Origin of the sequence: Pseudoxanthomonas suwonensis (assembly GCF_000972865.1) — a bacterium.
GTDB classification, from domain to species: domain Bacteria; phylum Pseudomonadota; class Gammaproteobacteria; order Xanthomonadales; family Xanthomonadaceae; genus Pseudoxanthomonas; species Pseudoxanthomonas suwonensis_B.
In genome coordinates, this window is sequence record NZ_CP011144.1 from 1,454,602 (window position 1) to 1,471,742 (window position 17,141).

Annotated in this window: 17 protein-coding genes; 1 reads left to right on the forward strand and 16 read right to left on the reverse strand. The window is 69.2% G+C overall.

Annotated features, from left to right (window positions below):
• Nucleotides 1–17 precede the first annotated feature (17 nt).
• Complete coding sequence (locus WQ53_RS06125; protein ID WP_052631249.1) at nucleotides 18–773, forward strand: sulfite exporter TauE/SafE family protein; 756 nt, start codon at nucleotides 18–20, stop codon at nucleotides 771–773.
• Nucleotides 774–981: 208 nt separating this feature from the next.
• On the opposite strand, the gene WQ53_RS06130 is transcribed toward WQ53_RS06125, so the two are convergent.
• The 16 genes from WQ53_RS06130 to aceF form a co-directional block, all read right to left on the reverse strand.
• Nucleotides 982–1,701: a haloacid dehalogenase-like hydrolase gene (locus WQ53_RS06130; RefSeq protein ID WP_052631250.1), complete on the reverse strand. Its 720-nt coding sequence runs from the start codon at nucleotides 1,699–1,701 to the stop codon at nucleotides 982–984.
• A 10-nt stretch (nucleotides 1,702–1,711) separates the two neighbouring features.
• On the reverse strand, nucleotides 1,712–2,506 hold the full coding sequence (gene trpC, locus WQ53_RS06135; protein ID WP_052631251.1) for an indole-3-glycerol phosphate synthase TrpC: 795 nt from the start codon (nucleotides 2,504–2,506) through the stop codon (nucleotides 1,712–1,714).
• A 246-nt stretch (nucleotides 2,507–2,752) separates the two neighbouring features.
• Nucleotides 2,753–3,097 carry an antibiotic biosynthesis monooxygenase family protein gene (locus tag WQ53_RS06140; protein ID WP_052631252.1) on the reverse strand — a complete coding sequence of 115 codons (345 nt, stop codon included), beginning with the start codon at nucleotides 3,095–3,097 and terminating at the stop codon, nucleotides 2,753–2,755.
• On the reverse strand, nucleotides 3,094–4,140 hold the full coding sequence (trpD, locus tag WQ53_RS06145; protein WP_052631253.1) for an anthranilate phosphoribosyltransferase: 1,047 nt from the start codon (nucleotides 4,138–4,140) through the stop codon (nucleotides 3,094–3,096). The genes WQ53_RS06140 and trpD overlap by 4 nt, the downstream gene beginning before the upstream one ends.
• Nucleotides 4,141–4,888: 748 nt before the next feature.
• Nucleotides 4,889–5,311 carry a hypothetical protein gene (locus tag WQ53_RS17000; RefSeq protein WP_158497814.1) on the reverse strand — a complete coding sequence of 141 codons (423 nt, stop codon included), beginning with the start codon at nucleotides 5,309–5,311 and terminating at the stop codon, nucleotides 4,889–4,891.
• An 86-nt stretch (nucleotides 5,312–5,397) separates the two neighbouring features.
• Entirely contained in the window at nucleotides 5,398–5,820 is a 423-nt protein-coding gene (locus tag WQ53_RS06150) for a F0F1 ATP synthase subunit epsilon (protein WP_052631254.1), read from the reverse strand.
• Between the two features lie 111 nt (nucleotides 5,821–5,931).
• Nucleotides 5,932–7,329 carry a F0F1 ATP synthase subunit beta gene (atpD, locus tag WQ53_RS06155; RefSeq protein ID WP_052631255.1) on the reverse strand — a complete coding sequence of 466 codons (1,398 nt, stop codon included), beginning with the start codon at nucleotides 7,327–7,329 and terminating at the stop codon, nucleotides 5,932–5,934.
• A 103-nt stretch (nucleotides 7,330–7,432) separates the two neighbouring features.
• Entirely contained in the window at nucleotides 7,433–8,296 is an 864-nt protein-coding gene (gene atpG, locus WQ53_RS06160; protein WP_052631256.1) for a F0F1 ATP synthase subunit gamma, read from the reverse strand.
• Between the two features lie 79 nt (nucleotides 8,297–8,375).
• Entirely contained in the window at nucleotides 8,376–9,938 is a 1,563-nt protein-coding gene (gene atpA, locus WQ53_RS06165; protein WP_052631257.1) for a F0F1 ATP synthase subunit alpha, read from the reverse strand.
• 75 nt (nucleotides 9,939–10,013) lie between these two features.
• On the reverse strand, nucleotides 10,014–10,541 hold the full coding sequence (locus WQ53_RS06170) for a F0F1 ATP synthase subunit delta (RefSeq protein WP_052631258.1): 528 nt from the start codon (nucleotides 10,539–10,541) through the stop codon (nucleotides 10,014–10,016).
• Between the two features lie 175 nt (nucleotides 10,542–10,716).
• The gene (locus tag WQ53_RS06175; RefSeq protein ID WP_052631259.1) at nucleotides 10,717–11,187 is read right to left on the reverse strand and encodes a F0F1 ATP synthase subunit B; all 471 of its coding nucleotides are present in this window, start codon (nucleotides 11,185–11,187) and stop codon (nucleotides 10,717–10,719) included.
• Between the two features lie 98 nt (nucleotides 11,188–11,285).
• On the reverse strand, nucleotides 11,286–11,576 hold the full coding sequence (gene atpE / locus WQ53_RS06180) for a F0F1 ATP synthase subunit C (RefSeq protein ID WP_052631260.1): 291 nt from the start codon (nucleotides 11,574–11,576) through the stop codon (nucleotides 11,286–11,288).
• An 86-nt stretch (nucleotides 11,577–11,662) separates the two neighbouring features.
• Nucleotides 11,663–12,460 carry a F0F1 ATP synthase subunit A gene (gene atpB, locus WQ53_RS06185; RefSeq protein WP_052631261.1) on the reverse strand — a complete coding sequence of 266 codons (798 nt, stop codon included), beginning with the start codon at nucleotides 12,458–12,460 and terminating at the stop codon, nucleotides 11,663–11,665.
• Between the two features lie 71 nt (nucleotides 12,461–12,531).
• Complete coding sequence (locus WQ53_RS06190) at nucleotides 12,532–12,843, reverse strand: hypothetical protein (protein WP_236685914.1); 312 nt, start codon at nucleotides 12,841–12,843, stop codon at nucleotides 12,532–12,534.
• Nucleotides 12,844–13,408: 565 nt separating this feature from the next.
• On the reverse strand, nucleotides 13,409–15,544 hold the full coding sequence (gene lpdA / locus WQ53_RS06195; protein WP_082112881.1) for a dihydrolipoyl dehydrogenase: 2,136 nt from the start codon (nucleotides 15,542–15,544) through the stop codon (nucleotides 13,409–13,411).
• 12 nt (nucleotides 15,545–15,556) lie between these two features.
• Nucleotides 15,557–17,011 (reverse strand): dihydrolipoyllysine-residue acetyltransferase, encoded by a 1,455-nt coding sequence (aceF, locus tag WQ53_RS06200; protein ID WP_052631263.1) that lies wholly within the window; start codon nucleotides 17,009–17,011, stop codon nucleotides 15,557–15,559.
• Nucleotides 17,012–17,141 lie beyond the last annotated feature (130 nt).

Sequence of the window (17,141 nt, forward strand, 5' to 3'; positions counted from 1 at the left end):
CGGCGGGCCGAGCGCTGATGGAGTTCGGCGAGGTCTTCTTCTGGTTCGTGCTGATCGGGCTGGCCGCGCAGCTGGTCGACGGCGCCCTCGGCATGGCCTACGGCCTGGTGTCGTCCTCGGTGCTGCTGGCCATGGGCCTGCCGCCGGCCCAGGTCAGCGCCAGCATCCATGCGGCCGAGGTGTTCACCACCGGCGCCTCGGGCGCTTCCCACCTGGCCATGGGCAACGTCGACAAGCGCCTGTTCCTGCGCCTGGCCATCCCCGGCATGGTCGGCGGGATCATCGGCGCCTACGTGCTGACCCGGATCCCGGGCGAAGCCATCCGGCCGTTCGTCTATGCCTACCTGCTGGTGCTGGCGGTGCTGATCCTGGTCCGCGCCAGCGGCCGCCTGGTGCCGCGGCGCGAAGTGCGGCGGGTGCCGGTGCTGGGTTTCTTCGCCGGCATGCTCGATGCCAGCGGCGGTGGCGGCTGGGGTCCGCTGGCCACCTCCACCCTGCTGGCCGGCGGCGGGCAGGCGCGTACCGTGATCGGGTCGGTCAACGCGGCCGAGTTCGTGGTGACCGTGGCCGTGTCGTTGACCTTCCTGCTGTCCATCGGCCTGGACCACCTGGAGATCGTGCTGGGCCTGCTGGTCGGCGGCATGATCGCCGCGCCGGTGGCCGCGCTGCTGGTCAAGCGCGTGCGCGAACAGTGGGTGCTGGTGGCGGTGGGCGTGCTGGTGTTGTGCATCAGCCTGTACCAGATCGGGTACACGCTGCTGGGGCGGTGGTAGGAGCCGGGTTCGGCCGGCGACATGACGCCGCCGGCACAGGCGACGCCCTCATAGTCCCGACGCCCGTGTCGCCGACTGAAGTCGGCTCCTACAGAAGACCGCCGCGCCCCGGCTCCTTGTAGGAGCCGGGTTCAGCCGGCGACACGACGACCTCGGCCCAGGCGACGCCCTCGTGATCCGACGCCCCGGTCGTCAGCCAGCCGGACTCCTACAGCGGATCGCCGCCGCGGTCGCGGCAACCCCAGTTGAGGATCGGCGTGCCCGGCGGCAGCACCTGGCGGAACATCTCCACCCGGCCGGCCTTGGGATTGACCACCACCGGGCGGCGCGCGGACTGCAGCAGCGGCAGGTCGGCCGAGGAGTCCGAATAGGCCATCTCGATGTCGCCATAGCCGCGCTCGCGCAGCATCCGCATCTTCTCCCGGTGGTGGCAGTGGCGGGTGGCCACCACCGCGCCCAGCCGCGGCCCAACCGCGGTGCCGATCACCGGCACGTCCTCGTGGGCGACGAAGGCCAGGATCGCGCGCGCCAGTTCCGGCGGCGCGCCGGTGGCCACGACCACGCGGTCGCCCTGCGCGCGGTGCCCGGCGAACACCTCCAGCGCCGCCGGCAGCAGCCGCGCGGCGATCTGCTCGCGGTGGGTGGCCACGTAGCGGTCGATCATCCGGTCGAACTCGCGCGCAGCGTGCAGGCCGAAGCTGCCGATCCACACGTAGCCCGAGATACCCCAGCGCCGGGTAGGCAGGCACGCCACCATCGGCCCCAGCACCGGCGTGGCCAGCAGCGCGGCCAGCACCCGCAGCGGATTGCGCCGGATCAGCCAGGCGAACAGGTGGCTGCCCGAGTCGCCGTCGTACAGCGTGTGGTCGAAGTCGAACACGACCAGCGGCGCGTCGTCGCGTGGGGTCGGGTAAGGACCTGCGTTCATCCGTCCAGGCTCATGCGTCGAAGAACAGTTGCCGCAGCGCCTCGCCCGGCTCCTCGGCGCGCATGAAGGTCTCGCCGACCAGGAATGCGTGCACGCCGGCCGCGCGCATCCGCGCCACGTCGCCGTGCGCGAGGATGCCGCTCTCGGTGACCAGCAGGCGGTCGCGCGGCACCGCGTCCTTCATCTCCAGGGTGACATCCAGCGAGACCTCGAAGGTGCGCAGGTTGCGGTTGTTGATCCCGACCAGCGGCACCGGCACCTGGATCGCGCGCTCCAGTTCGTCGATGTCGTGGACCTCGACCAGCACGTCCATGCCCAGTTCCAGCGCCAGGCCGGACAGGTCGGCCAGCCGGGTGTCGTCCAGCGCGGCGACGATCAGCAGGATGCAGTCGGCGCCCAGCGCGCGCGCCTCGTGCACCTGGTACGGATCGACGGTGAAGTCCTTGCGCAGCACCGGCAGGGTGCAGGCCGCGCGCGCCTGCTGCAGGTAGTCGTCGCTGCCCTGGAAGAAGTCGACGTCGGTCAGCACCGACAGGCAGGCCGCGCCGCCGAACTCGTAGCTCACCGCGATCTCGGCCGGGCGGAAGTCCGGACGGATCACGCCCTTGGACGGGCTGGCCCTCTTCACCTCGGCGATCACCGCCGGGTCGCCGTGGGCGATGGCCGCCTGCAGTGCGTCGGCGAAGCCACGCACCGGGCCGGCGTCGCGGGCGCGGGCGGCGACCTCGGCCAGCGGCGCGTGCACGCGCCGCGCGGCGATCTCTTCGGCCTTGCGTGCCAGGATGGTCTGCAGGATGTCGCTCATGGGGTCCCTGGAGGCCGCGCTCCGCTGGCGCGGGGAACCGGCATTCTCGCATCTATCGCCGGAGCGGTTCGATGCCCGGTCGGCGCATTCGCGCATGCACCGCCATCGGCGTGAAGGCCGGCGGGAACGACGGTATCCCGTTCCACCGGCGTTTCCGAGGTAGTGCGAATATTTCCTTGGGGCCGCGCCGTATTGTTCTTGATTGTCGCCAGCGCTGGGTACCGGTCCGGGCGGCGGGCGATGCGGCTAGGGGGCGGGAACGAAGCCCGACGCGCGCTCGACCCGGGCCACGCGCAGTTCGTAGTGCGCATACCAGTGGCGGCGTCCGTGCCGGCGCACTTCGGTGTGCTCGGCGTGGTCGCGCCAGGCGCGGATCGCCGCCTCGCTCTCCCAGTAGGAGACGGTGATGCCGAAGCCGTCGGCATCGCGCGCCGACTCCATGCCGAGGAAGCCGGGCTGCGCCCGGGCCAGTTCCAGCATGCGTCCAGCCGCGGCGGCGTAGCCTTCCGGGTCCTCGCCGTTGCGCAGCGAGCTGAACACCACCGCGTAGTACGGCGGCGACGGCAGCCGGGCGAACCCCGCCTCGCTCATGCCGGCGCCGCCTGCCCGGCCAGATCGCGCGTGGTCCGCACGAACTGCGCCTGCGCCTGCCGTGCCGCGCCGCTGTCGATCGCCGCGCGCGCGCGGACGATGCCGTCGGCGATGTCCGCGGCCACGCCGGCCACGTACAGCGCGGCGGCCGCGTTCAGCACCACGATCTCGCGCGCCGGGCCGGGCGCGCCATCGAGCACGCCCAGCAGCATCACGCGCGATTCGGCCGCGTCGGCGACCTTGAGGTTGCGGCTGGCCGACATGGCGATGCCGAAGTCCTCCGGGTGCACCTCGTACTCGCGGACCACGCCGTCGCGCAGCTCGCCGACCATGCTCGCCGCGCCCAGCGACAGCTCGTCCATCCCGTCGCGGCCCCAGACCACCAGCGCGCGCTCGGCGCCCAGTTCATGCAGCACGCGCGCCTGGATGCCGACCAGGTCGGGGTGGAACACGCCCATCAGGATATTCGGCGCGCCGGCCGGATTGGTCAGCGGCCCGAGAATGTTGAAGATGGTGCGCACGCCCATTTCGCGGCGCACCGGGGCGACCACCTTCATCGCCGGGTGGTGGATCGGCGCGAACATGAAGCCGATGCCGCAGCGCTCGATCGATTGCGCCACCTGCTCCGGCTGCAGTTCGATCGACGCGCCCAGCGCCTCCAGCACGTCGGCGCTGCCGGACTTGGACGACACGCTGCGGTTGCCGTGCTTGGCCACCCGCGCGCCGGCCGCGGCGGCCACGAACATCGAGCAGGTGGAGATGTTGAAGGTATGCGAGCCATCGCCGCCGGTGCCGACGATGTCGACCAGGTGCGTGCGGTCGGCCACCTGCACGGTGCGCGAGAACTCGCGCATGACCTGGGCCGCGCCGGCGATCTCGCCGACGGTCTCCTTCTTCACCCGCAGGCCGGTGAGGATCGCCGCGACCATCACCGGGGAGACGTCGCCGCGCATGACCTGCCGCATCAGCCCGACCATCTCGTCGTGGAAGATCTCGCGGTGCTCGATGGTGCGCTGCAGGGCTTCCTGGGGAGTGATGGTCATGGGCGCGCGGGTGGGCAGGGAACGCTGCGAGTCTAGCGCGTCGGAAGGAAACGCTGGCCCGTCGTTGCCACGCCAATGGGGCCTGCCGAGGTTGGGCGCGCCCGGATCAAGAGCGCCGGCTCCGGAAGGGGACCGCCTTGTCGTTGCGGGTGGGAGCCAGAGCGCTGGCTTCGGAAGGGGCCACCGAGTCTGATGCCTTGGAGCAAAGCGCTGGCTTCGGAAGGGGCCGCCGTGTCTGATGCCCTGGAGCAAAGCGCTGGCTTCGGAAGGGGCTACCGTGTCTGATGCCTCTGGAGCAAAGCGCTGGCTTCGGAAGGGGCTGCCGTGTCTGATGCCTCTGGAGCAAAGCGCTGGCTTCGGAAGGGGCCGCCGTGCCCAGGGGGTCTGGCGCATCGCTCCGCTGCGGCGTCCTGCCTCCGAGTCGCGAACGCAGCACATCCCTGTGCTGCTTGCGCCAGACCCCCTGGGCACGGCGGCCTCGGGAGCTTTCAGGGCGCGGCTTCGATCCAGGAAGCAACAGCAACGGCAAAGGCGCCCATCCCCGGCCCGCCTGGTCCTCAGGCACGGCCTTCGGGCGTTCATCGGGCTGCGCACAGGTGGCGTGCAAGCAGCCCTCTTCACCTCCTTCGCCTGTGGCGAAAAGGAGGGGCAAAACCATGGCGCCCTGCAGCTTGCTGGCGACACGGGCGTCGGAGCCATGAGGGCATCGTCGTGCCGACGGCGTCGGGTCGCCGGCTGAACCCGGCTCCTACAACAGCCACGACGCGACCGATTTTCTGTAGGAGCTGACTTCAGTCGGCGACACGGGCGTCGAAACCACGAGGGCGTCGCCTGTGCCGCCGGCGTCGCGGGCAAGCCCGGCTCCTACAAAGAGCAGCCATCGGCTGTCATCCGGCCGAACGAAGCCACGACGCCAAAGCTCCCGAAGACGTGGCAGGCCGGGGGTATTGCGGCAGTGGCCATGGATGGCCACGTCGGCGAGTCGGCACATGGATGTGCCGTCGAGACGACCGCAATACCCCCGGCCTGCCACGGCTCCGTCCGAAGCCCACCACGCCCGGCGCCTTTGCAGTTGCAGTTGCAGTTGCAGTTGCAGTTGCAGTTGCAGTTGCCGCGGAGCAACCCAAACCTGCGCTGCCTTTCGCAACATCTCGCCAACGCCAGGATGCATGGCGGCTCATGCCCCGGAAACGCAAACGCCGGCCCTGCGGCCGGCGTTCGTGGAGCTGGATCGTCCGACCGGAGGCCGGGCGAAGCTCAGTGCTTGAGGTTGCGGCGCAGGCGCTCCAGCGCCTGCAACTGGGCGGAGACCTCGGCCAGGCGCTGCTGCGCCTCGGCCACTTCCATCGCCTCGCTGCGGTTGGCCAGCACCCGCTCAGCCTCTTCCTTGGCCTTGCGCACCGCTGCCTCGTCGATGTCCTCGGCGCGGATCGCGGTGTCGGCCAGCACGGTCACCACCTGCGGCTGCACCTCGAGGATGCCGCCGGAGATGGCGAAGTCCAGGTGCGTGCCGTCCGGCAGGGTCACCACCACCTTGCCCGGCTTCAGCCGGGTGATCAGCGGCGCGTGGCGCGGCGCGATGCCCAGCTCACCCAGCTCGCCGGTGGCCACGACCAGGGTGGCTTCGCCGTGGAAGATCTCCTGCTCGGCGCTGACGATGTCGCAACGGATGGTGCTCATGCTTCGCTTCTCTTCGTCACTCCTTCCGCTAGCGGAAGGAATTGGCATGCGGATACGGGCGGAATTGCTTTCACCTCAACACTCTCCCGCGCGCGGGAGAGTGCCCGGTCATCAGGCGATCTTCTTCGCCTTCTCGACCGCTTCCTCGATGGTGCCGACCATGTAGAACGCCTGCTCCGGCAGGTGGTCGTACTCGCCGTCGACAATACCCTTGAAGCCGCGGATAGTGTCCTTCAGCGACACGTACTTGCCCGGCGAGCCGGTGAACACCTCGGCCACGTGGAACGGCTGGCTGAAGAAGCGCTCGATCTTGCGCGCGCGCGACACGGCCAGCTTGTCATCTTCCGACAGCTCGTCCATGCCCAGGATCGCGATGATGTCCTTCAGCTCCTTGTACTTCTGGAGCGTGGACTGCACGCGGCGGGCGGTGTCGTAGTGCTCGTGGCCGATGACGTTCGGGTCCAGCTGGCGGCTGGTCGAGTCCAGCGGGTCCACCGCCGGGTAGATGCCCAGCGCGGCGATGTTTCGCGACAGCACGACGGTGGCGTCGAGGTGGGCGAAGGTGGTCGCCGGCGACGGGTCGGTCAGGTCGTCCGCGGGCACGTACACGGCCTGGATCGAGGTGATCGAACCGGTCTTGGTCGAGGTGATGCGCTCCTGCAGCACGCCCATTTCCTCGGCCAGGGTCGGCTGGTAGCCCACCGCCGACGGCATGCGGCCCAGCAGCGCCGAGACCTCGGTGCCGGCCAGGGTGTAGCGGTAGATGTTGTCGACAAACAGCAGCACGTCCTTGCCCTTGCCCGACGCGTCCTTCTCGTCGCGGAAGTACTCGGCCATGGTCAGGCCGGTCAGGGCCACGCGCAGGCGGTTGCCCGGCGGCTCGTTCATCTGGCCGTAGACCATCGCCACCTTGTCGAGGACGTTGGAGTCCTTCATCTCGTGGTAGAAGTCGTTGCCCTCGCGGGTACGCTCGCCCACGCCGGCGAACACCGACAGGCCGCTGTGCGCCTTGGCGATGTTGTTGATCAGTTCCATCATGTTGACGGTCTTGCCGACGCCGGCGCCGCCGAACAGGCCGACCTTGCCGCCCTTGGCGAACGGGCACATCAGGTCGATGACCTTGATGCCGGTCTCCAGCAGCTCATTGCCCGAGGACTGGTCCTCGTACGACGGTGCGCTACGGTGGATTTCCCAGTGGTCGGAGGCCTGCACGTCGCCCGCCTCGTCGATCGGGCGGCCCAGCACGTCCATGATCCGGCCCAGGGTGCCGGCGCCGACCGGCACCGAGATCGCCTTGCCGGTGTTGGTCGCCACCAGGTTGCGCTTGAGGCCGTCGGTGGAGCCCAGCGCGATCGTGCGGACCACGCCGTCGCCCAGCTGCTGCTGCACTTCCAGCGTGATGGCCGTGTTCTCGACCTTCAGCGCGTCGTACACCCTCGGCACTTCCGCACGCGGGAACTCGACGTCGACGACCGCGCCGATGATCTGAACGATCTTGCCCTGACTCATGGTGATTTCCTCAGACTCTTAAGATTTCTTCGCGACCCGGGTCGCCAATGGTTTTCTTGAAAAGTCCGCACAGGGATGTGCGGGCTCTTGCGAAGGATTCGCACTAAACCGCCGCGGCACCGCCGACGATCTCGGAGATTTCCTGGGTGATCGCCGCCTGCCGGGCCTTGTTGTAGACCAGGTTCAGGGTGCCGATCAGCTTGGTCGCGTTGTCGCTGGCCGACTTCATCGCGACCATGCGCGCGGCGTGCTCGGAGGCCACGTTCTCCAGCACCGCCTGGTACACCAGCGACTCGATGTAGCGGGTGATCACGTGGTCCAGCACCGTGGCCGCGTCGGGCTCGTAGATGTAGTCCCAGTCGTGGTTGGGCACGCCCGCCTGCGCCGCCGGCAGCGGCAGCAGCTGGTCGAAGGTGGCCTTCTGGCTCATGGTGTTGACGAAGTGGTTGTAGACCACGAACACCTTGTCGACCTTGCCCTCGGTGTAGGCGTCCAGCATGACCTTGATCACGCCGACCAGGTCGTCCAGGTGCGGCACGTCGCCCAGGTGGGAGACGCTGCCGACCATGTTCACCTTGATCCGGCGGAAGAAGGCAGACGCCTTCTGGCCGATGGTGACCATGTCCACTTCCACGCCCTGCTCGTTGAACTGGCGGACTTCGCCCAGCAGCTTGCGGAACAGGTTGTTGTTCAGGCCGCCGGCCAGGCCGCGGTCGGACGAGACGACGATGTAACCGACCCGCTTGACCTGCTCGCGCTCGACCAGGAACGGGTGCTGGTAGTCGGTGTTGGCCTGGGCCAGGTGGCCGATCACCTGCTTCATCGCCTGCGCGTACGGGCGCGAGGTGCGCATGCGCTCCTGCGCCTTGCGGATCTTGGAGGCCGAGACCATCTCCAGCGCACGGGTCACCTTGCGGGTGTTCTGCACGCTCTTGATCTTGGTTTTGATTTCGCGTCCGCCAGCCATCTCTTCTTCCCGTGGGGCGGGCCGTGCGGCCCGCCGTTGGACTCGGTTCCGTCGCCTTGCGGGCAGGGCCCGCAGGCCCTTACCAGGTGCCGGTCTGCTTGAACTCGGCGATGCCGTTCTTGAACGCCGCCTCGATCTCGTCGTTCCAGCCACCGGTGTTGTTGACCTGCTCGATCAGCGCGCCGGCGGTATTGGCGAAGTGGGCGTGCAGGCCCTCCTCGAAGGCACCGATCTTGGCCACCGGCACGTCGTCCAGGTAGCCCTCGTTGACGGCGTAGATCGACAGCGCCTGGTTGGCGATCGACATCGGCTGGTACTGCTTCTGCTTCATCAGCTCGGTGACGCGCTGGCCGCGCTCGAGCTGCTTGCGGGTGGCTTCGTCCAGGTCCGAGGCGAACTGGGCGAACGCCGCCAGCTCGCGGTACTGGGCCAGCGAGATGCGGATGCCGCCCGAAAGCTTCTTGATGATCTTGGTCTGGGCGGCGCCGCCGACGCGCGACACCGAGATGCCGGCGTTCACGGCCGGGCGGATGCCGGCGTTGAACAGGTCGGTCTCCAGGAAGATCTGGCCGTCGGTGATCGAGATCACGTTGGTCGGCACGAACGCGGAGACGTCGCCGGCCTGGGTCTCGATGATCGGCAGCGCGGTCAGCGAACCGGTCTTGCCCTTCACTTCGCCGTTGGTGAACTTCTCCACGTACTCCTCGGACACGCGCGCGGCGCGCTCGAGCAGGCGCGAATGCAGGTAGAACACGTCGCCCGGGTAGGCTTCGCGGCCCGGCGGGCGGCGCAGCAGCAGCGAGATCTGGCGGTAGGCCACGGCCTGCTTGGACAGGTCGTCGTAGACGATCAGCGCGTCTTCGCCGCGGTCCATGAAGTACTCGCCCATGGTGCAGCCGGAGTAGGCGCTGATGTACTGCATCGCGGCCGATTCGGAGGCGGTGGCAGCCACCACGATGGTGTGGGCCAGGGCGCCGTTCTCTTCCAGCTTGCGCACGATGTTGGCGACGGTCGAGGCCTTCTGGCCGATCGCCACGTACACGCACTTGATGCCGGTGTTCTTCTGGTTGATCACCGCGTCGATCGCCAGCGCGGTCTTGCCGGTCTGGCGGTCGCCGATGACCAGCTCGCGCTGGCCGCGGCCGATCGGGATCATCGCGTCGACGGTCTTGTAGCCGGTCTGCACCGGCTGGTCGACCGACTTGCGCCAGATCACGCCCGGGGCCACGCGCTCCACCGGCGCGGTCTGCGCGGCGGCGATCGGGCCCTTGCCGTCGATCGGCTCGCCCAGCGCGTTCACGACGCGGCCGAGCAGCTGCGGGCCGACCGGCACTTCGAGGATGCGGCCGGTGGTCTTGGCCACGTCGCCCTCGCGCAGGTGCTCGTAGTCGCCCAGGACCACGGCGCCGACCGAGTCGCGCTCCAGGTTCAGGGCCAGCGCGAAGGTGGATTGTCCGTCAGAAGCCGGCGGCAGCTCGATCATTTCGCCCTGCATCACGTCGGCCAGGCCGAAGATGCGCACGATGCCGTCGGACACCGAAGTCACGGTGCCTTCGTTGCGGGCCTCAGCGGAGAGCTTGACCTGCTCGATGCGGGTCTTGATCAGGTCGCTGATTTCGGAGGGGTTGAGCGTGGTTGCCATTGTTTTTTCCTTGGAGTCGCGCGCCCCGAGAGGGTTCGGGCTGACGACCTGAAAAGTGAACTGTCTGGTGCCGGATCAGCCCGCCAGCGCGGTCTGCAGGCGCCCGAGCTTGCCCTTGAGCGAGCCGTCGATCACCACGTCGCCGGCGTCGATCACCGCGCCGCCGATCAGGCTGGCGTCCACGGCGGTCTCCAGCTCGACCTCGCGGCCGAAGCGGCGCTTGAGCGCGTCGCGCAGCTTGTCCAGCTCCTGCGGCGACAGCTCGGCGGCGGAGGTGACGGTGGCGCGGACCACGCGCTGGTCCTCGGCGCGCAGCTGCTCGAACATCCCGGCGACCTCGGCCAGCAGCGGCAGGCGCCCGGCGTCGGCCAGCAGGCCGAGGAAGCGGGTGAACGAAGCCTCGGCACCCTGCGGCGCCAGCAGCGCCACGGCCTGGCCACGTTCCAGCGCCGGGTTCAGCAGCAGGCCGGACACGCGCGGGTCGGCGGCGACCTGGGCGGCGAAGCCCAGTGCCTGCGACCACGCGTCCACGCGGCCTTCGTCGCGCGCGGCCGCATGGGCGGCGCGGGCGTACGGACGGGCGAGGGTGAGTGCCTGGCTCATTCTGTTACCTCGGCGGCGGCCGATGCGCGACGCTGCTTCGGAGACGTTGCGCGCCTTGCTGCGCAAGACGCGCCGGCGGCGTACACCCACATCCCCGCATCGGTGCTGCGCACCGATGCCGCCCCTTGACTCAAGGGGCTGGACAGCGCGGTCTTGGTGGACGTGGCGGTCATGTTCAGATCTCGGCCGCCAGCTCGTCCAGCAACGCCTTGTGCGCGTTGGCGTCGATCTCGCGGCGCAGGAGCTTCTCGGCGCCGCTCACCGCCAGCACGGACACCTGCTTGCGCAGATCCTCGCGGGCGCGGTTGGCGGACGCGTCGATCTCGGCCTGGGCGATCGCCTTCTGGCGGCCGGCCTCGCTGAGGGCTTCCTCGCGCGCGGCGTCGACGATCTGGTTGGCGCGGGTGTGGGCCTGGTCGATGATCTCGTTGGCCTTGCCGCGCGCTTCCTTCAGCAGCTCGTTGACCTTGTCCTGCGCCTGCGCCAGGTCCTTCTGGCTGCGGTCGGCCGCGGCCAGGCCCTCGGCGATCTTCTGCTGGCGCTCCTCGATGGCCTTGAGCAGCGGCGGCCAGATCTTGGTGGCGACCAGCCAGATCAGCGCGGCGAAGGCCAGCGCCTGGGCAATTAGGGTAAGACCGATGTTCATTGGTGCGCTCTGCCTGTGGTGACGGAGCCGGCCAGTGCGGCAGGCTCCTCCATCCTGTCAGCGCCCGCGCGGATGCGCGGGCGCCACCCGACGCTCGATCAGCCGCCCAGCTGGGCCAGGAACGGCGCGACGAACGGCGAAGCGAAGGCGAACAGCAGGCCGACGGCGACGCTGATGATGAACGCGGCGTCGATCAGGCCAGCGGTGATGAACATGCGGACCTGCAGCACCGGGATCAGCTCCGGCTGGCGGGCGGCCGACTCCAGGAACTTGCCGGCCATGATGGCCAGGCCCAGGCCGGCGCCCAGCGCGGCCAGGCCGATCATGATGCCGATGGCCAGAACGGTCGAAGCCTGGACGGAAGCGAGGGCGGTCAGTGCGGTTTCCATGGTTTTCTCCGGAACGGATTGCTAAAGGTGGATTGCTTATGAAAGCAGGTGGGAACGAAGGGTGAAGCGAAAGAGGGGGAAGCGGATCAGTGGCTGTCTTCGGACAGGCTCAGGTACACGATCGACAGCATCATGAAAATGAACGCCTGCAGCGGGATCACCAGCAGGTGGAAGATCATCCAGCCGAAGCCGAAGGCCGCGCCGGCGAACATGCCGGCGATGCCGGCGCCGCCGAGCACCCAGATCAGCAGGAACACGATCTCGCCGCCGAACATGTTGCCGAACAGTCGCATCGCCAGCGAGATCGGCTTGCTCAGCCACTCGACGGTGTTGAGGATGAGGTTGAACGGCATCATCCACTTGCCGAACGGCGCGGTCAGGAACTCCAGGGTGAAGTGGCCCAGGCCCTTGGCGCGCAGCGCGAAGAAGATCATCAGGAAGAACACGCTGATCGACATGCCGAGCGTGGCGTTCACGTCGGCGGTCGGCACCGGCTTCCAGTAGCCGATACCGAACCAGCCCAGCACGGTCGCGAAGAAGTCCGCCGGGATCATCTTCAGCAGGTTCATCAGCAGGATCCAGAAGAACAGGGTGATCGCGATCGGCGTCACCAGCTTGCTGGTCCCGTGGTAGGTGTCGCGCGCCTGGCGGTCGACGAACTCCAGGCAGATCTCGACGAAGGCCTGCCACTTGCCGGGCACGCCGGCGGTGGCCTTGCGCGTGGCCAGCCAGAACATGAACACCATCAGCAGACCCATCGCCACCGCGGTCACGAAGGTGTCCACGTGCAGGGTCCAGAAGCCGCCCTCACCCACCTGAACGGTCAGGTTCTGCAGGTGGTGCTGGATGTAGCTGGTAGGGGTCAGTTCCGCCTCAGCCGCCATGGGTCCGTTTTTCCTGTTCTAACGCCTGAAATTGTTCCGAATCGGCTTGCGCCGCCCTGTGCCCGACCGCTTCAGCGGGCCAGCGCCAGGGTGAGTACCTGCGCGACCAGCACCACCACCGCGGCTGCCAGCAGCGGCAGCGGCGGCAGCCCGAGGGCCAGCACGCCCAGCGCCAGCAACGCGACCAGGACCAGCCACTTGGCCAGCACCCCGGCCACCAGCCTGGCCAGCGCCGGGACCGCGGCGTCCACGCCGCCGCCCAGCGCGATCCGGGCCGAAAACCACCCCGCCAGGACCACCGCCCCCCCGCCGACCAGCGCCGCCACCGACCAGTGCGGGCCCTGCCAGAGGCAGGCCAGCGCGACCAGGAGCGTCGCCCCCACCTGCCAGGCAATCGCGCGACCGGCCTGTCGCCGGCCTGCGGCAACGGAGTTCAGCACGTGATGGTTACCTGCGGGAGTAAGCGGAAGGCAGGCATGAAACGCGCCCTGCCGAGCCGCAAAAGTATAGCAGTGGGACATTTTCGGGGACAACCGCCGAAGGTTGCCCAACCCGTATGGAACTTCCACTGCGGGCTCCGGTCGATCCTGTGCCGGGACGGAGAACCTCGTCGGTCCAGTCCCGGTCAAGGCCCCGTCCCCACCGGGGCCTTTTTTGTGGGCGGGGCCCACGATCCCCGCCGCTTGGCGGCGTGATGACCGGCGTTCGAGCCATATCGATGCCGACCGGACGGGCATCGGCCGACGGCTGCCGATAGTCGGGCGCCCCTCGCGGCACAGCTTCGATGTGAAGCCCCCTGCATTCCCAGCCAGTCTGCCGCAGGGATGACGATGGCCGAGGGACGACGCATCTTCTGCCACGACTGCCAGTCCCCAAAAAAGAACCCCGGCCTGCGCCGGGGTTCCTGATGCCGCTCACATCTATTTCGGGAAGGCCGCGCCCTTCGCTCTATTTGCGCTTCGGCAAATACAGATCGGTGATCGTGCCCTCGTACACCTCGGCGGCCATCGCCACCGTCTCGCCCAGGGTCGGGTGCGGGTGGATGGTCGCGCCGATGTCGCCGGCCTCGGCGCCCATCTCGATCGCCAGCGCCAGCTCGGAGATCAGGTCGCCGGCGTGCACGCCGACGATGCCCGCGCCGATGATGCGGTGGGTGGCCTCGTCGAAGACCAGCTTGGTGGAGCCCTCGCCGCGGCCGATGCCCACCGCACGCGCCGAAGCGAGCCACGGGAACTTGCCCACGCCGACCTTCAGCCCCTTGGCCTTGGCCTCGGTCTCGGTCACGCCGACCCAGGCGATCTCCGGATCGGTGTAGGCCACCGACGGGATCACCCGCGCCACCCACTCCTTCTTCTCGCCGGCGGCCACTTCGGCGGCCAGCTTGCCTTCGTGCGTGGCCTTGTGCGCCAGCATCGGCTGGCCGACCAGGTCGCCGATGGCGAAGATGTGCCCGACATTCGTGCGCATCTGCCGGTCGACCGGGATGAAGCCGCGCTCGCCGACCTGCACGCCGGCCTTGTCCGCGTCCAGCTTGCCGCCGTTGGGGGCGCGGCCCACCGCGACCAGCACGCGGTCCCACGTGCCCGATTCCAGCTCCGGCTTCTGGCCTTCGGTCGCACTCTCGAAGTGCACGGTGATGCCCTTCTTCGATGCCTCCACCTTGGCCGCCTTGGTCTTCAGGTGCACGGCCACGCCCTGCTTCTTCAGGCGGTCGGCCAGCGGCTTGACCAGGTCCTTGTCGGCGCCCGGCATCAGCTGGTCCATGAACTCGACCACGGTGACCTCCGCGCCCAGCGCGCGGTACACGGTGGCCATCTCCAGGCCGATGATGCCGCCGCCGACGACCAGCAGCGACTTCGGCACCTCGGCCAGCTGCAGCGCATCGGTGGAATCCATGACCCGCGGATCGTCCCACGGGAAGTTCGGCAGCTTCACCGCCTGCGAGCCGGCGGCGATGATGCACTGCTCGAAGCGCAGCAGCTGGGTCTTGCCATCGCTGCCACTGATCTCCAGTTCGTTGGGCGAGACGAACTTCGCCACGCCCTGCACCGTGCGCACCTTGCGCTGCCTGGCCATGCCGGCCAGGCCCTTGGTGAACTGGCCGACCACCTTGTCCTGCTTGAAGCCACGGAGCTTGTCGAGGTCGATCTTCGGCTTGCCGAAGCTGATCCCGATGTCGTCGGAGTGCGATGCCTCCTCGATCAGCGCGGCGGCATGCAGCAGCGCCTTGGACGGGATGCAGCCGACGTTGAGGCAGACCCCGCCGAGGGTGGCGTAGCGCTCGACCAGCACCGTATCCAGGCCCAGGTCGGCGGCGCGGAACGCGGCGGTGTAGCCGCCGGGACCGGAGCCGATCACCACGATGCGGCATTCGATGTCGGCCGGCTTGCCGGTGCCCAGCGCGGGCTTGGGCGCCGGCGGCTCGGCCGGGGCGCGGTGCGAGGGCGCCACCGGCGGCTTGCTGCCCGGCGCGGCAGCCGGCGCGCCGGCCGATTCCAGCACCGCGACCACGTCGCCCTGCGACAGCGCGTCGCCGAGCTTGACCTTCAGCTCCTTGACCACGCCGTCGGCGGTGGACGGCACTTCCAGCGTCGCCTTGTCCGATTCCAGAGTGACCAGGCCCTGGTCCTTCTTCACCGCGTCGCCGACGTTGACCAGCACTTCGATCACCGGCACGCCGCTGTAGTCGCCGATGTCGGGAACCTTGACCTCGACCGCGCCGCCGCCCGATGCAGGTGCCGGAGCGGCGGCTGCCGTCGCCGCAGGGGCGGCAGCGGCCGGCGCCGCGGGCGCACTGGCCGGAGCGGCCGGCTTCTCCGCCGGCGGCGGCGCAGCGGCCGCACCCGCGGCCTCCAGCACCACCACCACGTGGCCCTCGGACAGCTTGTCGCCGACCTTGACCTTCACTTCCTTGACCACGCCGTCGGCCGAGGACGGCACTTCCAGCGTGGCCTTGTCCGATTCCAGGGTGACCAGCCCCTGGTCCTTCTTCACCGCGTCGCCGGGGGCGACCAGCACCTCGATCACCGGGACGTCGCTGTAGTCGCCGATGTCCGGAACCTTCACCTCGATCGTGTTCGCCATGTCCGCGTCCCCTTACAGCAGCACGCGGCGCATGTCCGCGAGGACCTGTGCCAGGTAGCTGGTGAAGCGCGCGGCGGCTGCGCCGTCGATCACGCGGTGGTCGTAGCTCAGCGACAGCGGCAGGGTCAGGCGCGGCACGAACTGCTTGCCGTCCCACACCGGCTGGGTCGAGGACTTGGACACGCCCAGGATCGCCACTTCCGGCGCATTGATGATCGGCGTGAACGCGGTGCCACCGATGCCGCCCAGCGAGCTGATCGAGAAGCAGCCGCCGCTCATGTCGGCCGGGCCGAGCTTGCCGTCGCGCGCCTTCTTCGCCAGCTCGCCCATCTCCTGGGCGATCTGCAGTACGCCCTTCCTGTCGACGTCGCGGATCACCGGCACCACCAGCCCGTTGGGCGTGTCGGCGGCGAAGCCGATGTGGAAGTACTTCTTCAGCGTGAGGTTCTCGCCGGTCGCATCGAGCGAGGCGTTGAAGTCGGGGAACTGCTTCAGCGCCGCGGCGCTGGCCTTGAGCAGGAACGCGAGCATGGTCAGCTTGACGCCGGACTTGGCCTTCTCCTGCTCCTTGTTGAGCTGCACGCGCAGCTCTTCCAGGTCGGTGATGTCGGCCTGGTCGAACTGGGTGACGTGCGGGATCATCGCCCAGTTGCGGGCGAGGTTGGCGCCGGAGATCTTCTTGATCCGCGACAGCGGCTGGGTCTCGACCTCGCCGAACTTGGCGAAGTCCACCTTCGGCCACGGCAGCAGGTTCAGGCCGCCGCCACCGGCAACCGGGGCGGCCGCCGCCGCGGCCGGCGCGCCGCCGGCCAGCGCGGCCTTGACGTAGCGCTGCACGTCCTCCCTGGAGATGCGCCCGCCGCGCTCGCTGCCCTTGACCTGGAACAGGTCCACGCCCAGCTCGCGGGCGAACACGCGCACGGCCGGGGTCGCGTACGGGACCTGGTCGGGCAGCACGCTGGCCGCGCCGAACTCCACCGGCGGGGTGCGCGGCGGCGAGGCCTCCGGATCGGTGCCCGGGCGGGCCGGCGCGGGCGCCGCGTTCTCCTGGGCGATCTCGCGCTGGGCCAGCTTGTCGGGCGCGGCCGAAGGCGCCACCGGCTCGACCCGGGCGCCGGTCTCGGCGGTCTTCACCGGGGCGGGCGCGGCGTCGGCCTTGGCCGATGCGGCGGGCACGTCGGCCTTGGCCGGGGCCGCCGGCTGTGCGGCCGGGGCGGAGGCGCCGTCGGCGGCCTCGATCAGCGCCACCACGCTGCCCTCGGACAGGCTGTCGCCGAGCTTGACCTTCAGTTCCTTGACCACGCCGGCGAACGGCGAGGGCACTTCGAGCGTGGCCTTGTCCGATTCCAGCGTGACCAGCCCCTGGTCCTTGGTCACGGTGTCGCCGACGGCGACGAGGACTTCGATGACGGGGACGTCGCTGTAATCCCCGATGTCGGGGACGCGCGCTTCCTTGATTTCGGCCATGCCAGGGCTCCGGCGGTTATGCGTGGGGAAAGACCCCTATTGTGTCCGCCCACGCCGCACCCGCCAACCTCCGCATGCCGTCGGCGCAGGCATGTCGCGCCTGTCCCGCGACAGGTTTCAGCGGAGACCA

Coding starts and splice junctions, on each gene's coding strand:
- WQ53_RS06125 (WP_052631249.1), top strand. CDS start 18: ATGGAGTTCGGCGAGGTCTTCTTCTGGTTCGTGCTGATCGGGCTGGCC.
- WQ53_RS06130 (WP_052631250.1), bottom strand. CDS start 1,701: ATGAACGCAGGTCCTTACCCGACCCCACGCGACGACGCGCCGCTGGTC.
- trpC (WP_052631251.1), bottom strand. CDS start 2,506: ATGAGCGACATCCTGCAGACCATCCTGGCACGCAAGGCCGAAGAGATC.
- WQ53_RS06140 (WP_052631252.1), bottom strand. CDS start 3,097: ATGAGCGAGGCGGGGTTCGCCCGGCTGCCGTCGCCGCCGTACTACGCG.
- trpD (WP_052631253.1), bottom strand. CDS start 4,140: ATGACCATCACTCCCCAGGAAGCCCTGCAGCGCACCATCGAGCACCGC.
- WQ53_RS17000 (WP_158497814.1), bottom strand. CDS start 5,311: ATGCATCCTGGCGTTGGCGAGATGTTGCGAAAGGCAGCGCAGGTTTGG.
- WQ53_RS06150 (WP_052631254.1), bottom strand. CDS start 5,820: ATGAGCACCATCCGTTGCGACATCGTCAGCGCCGAGCAGGAGATCTTC.
- atpD (WP_052631255.1), bottom strand. CDS start 7,329: ATGAGTCAGGGCAAGATCGTTCAGATCATCGGCGCGGTCGTCGACGTC.
- atpG (WP_052631256.1), bottom strand. CDS start 8,296: ATGGCTGGCGGACGCGAAATCAAAACCAAGATCAAGAGCGTGCAGAAC.
- atpA (WP_052631257.1), bottom strand. CDS start 9,938: ATGGCAACCACGCTCAACCCCTCCGAAATCAGCGACCTGATCAAGACC.
- WQ53_RS06170 (WP_052631258.1), bottom strand. CDS start 10,541: ATGAGCCAGGCACTCACCCTCGCCCGTCCGTACGCCCGCGCCGCCCAT.
- WQ53_RS06175 (WP_052631259.1), bottom strand. CDS start 11,187: ATGAACATCGGTCTTACCCTAATTGCCCAGGCGCTGGCCTTCGCCGCG.
- atpE (WP_052631260.1), bottom strand. CDS start 11,576: ATGGAAACCGCACTGACCGCCCTCGCTTCCGTCCAGGCTTCGACCGTT.
- atpB (WP_052631261.1), bottom strand. CDS start 12,460: ATGGCGGCTGAGGCGGAACTGACCCCTACCAGCTACATCCAGCACCAC.
- lpdA (WP_082112881.1), bottom strand. CDS start 15,544: ATGGCGAACACGATCGAGGTGAAGGTTCCGGACATCGGCGACTACAGC.
- aceF (WP_052631263.1), bottom strand. CDS start 17,011: ATGGCCGAAATCAAGGAAGCGCGCGTCCCCGACATCGGGGATTACAGC.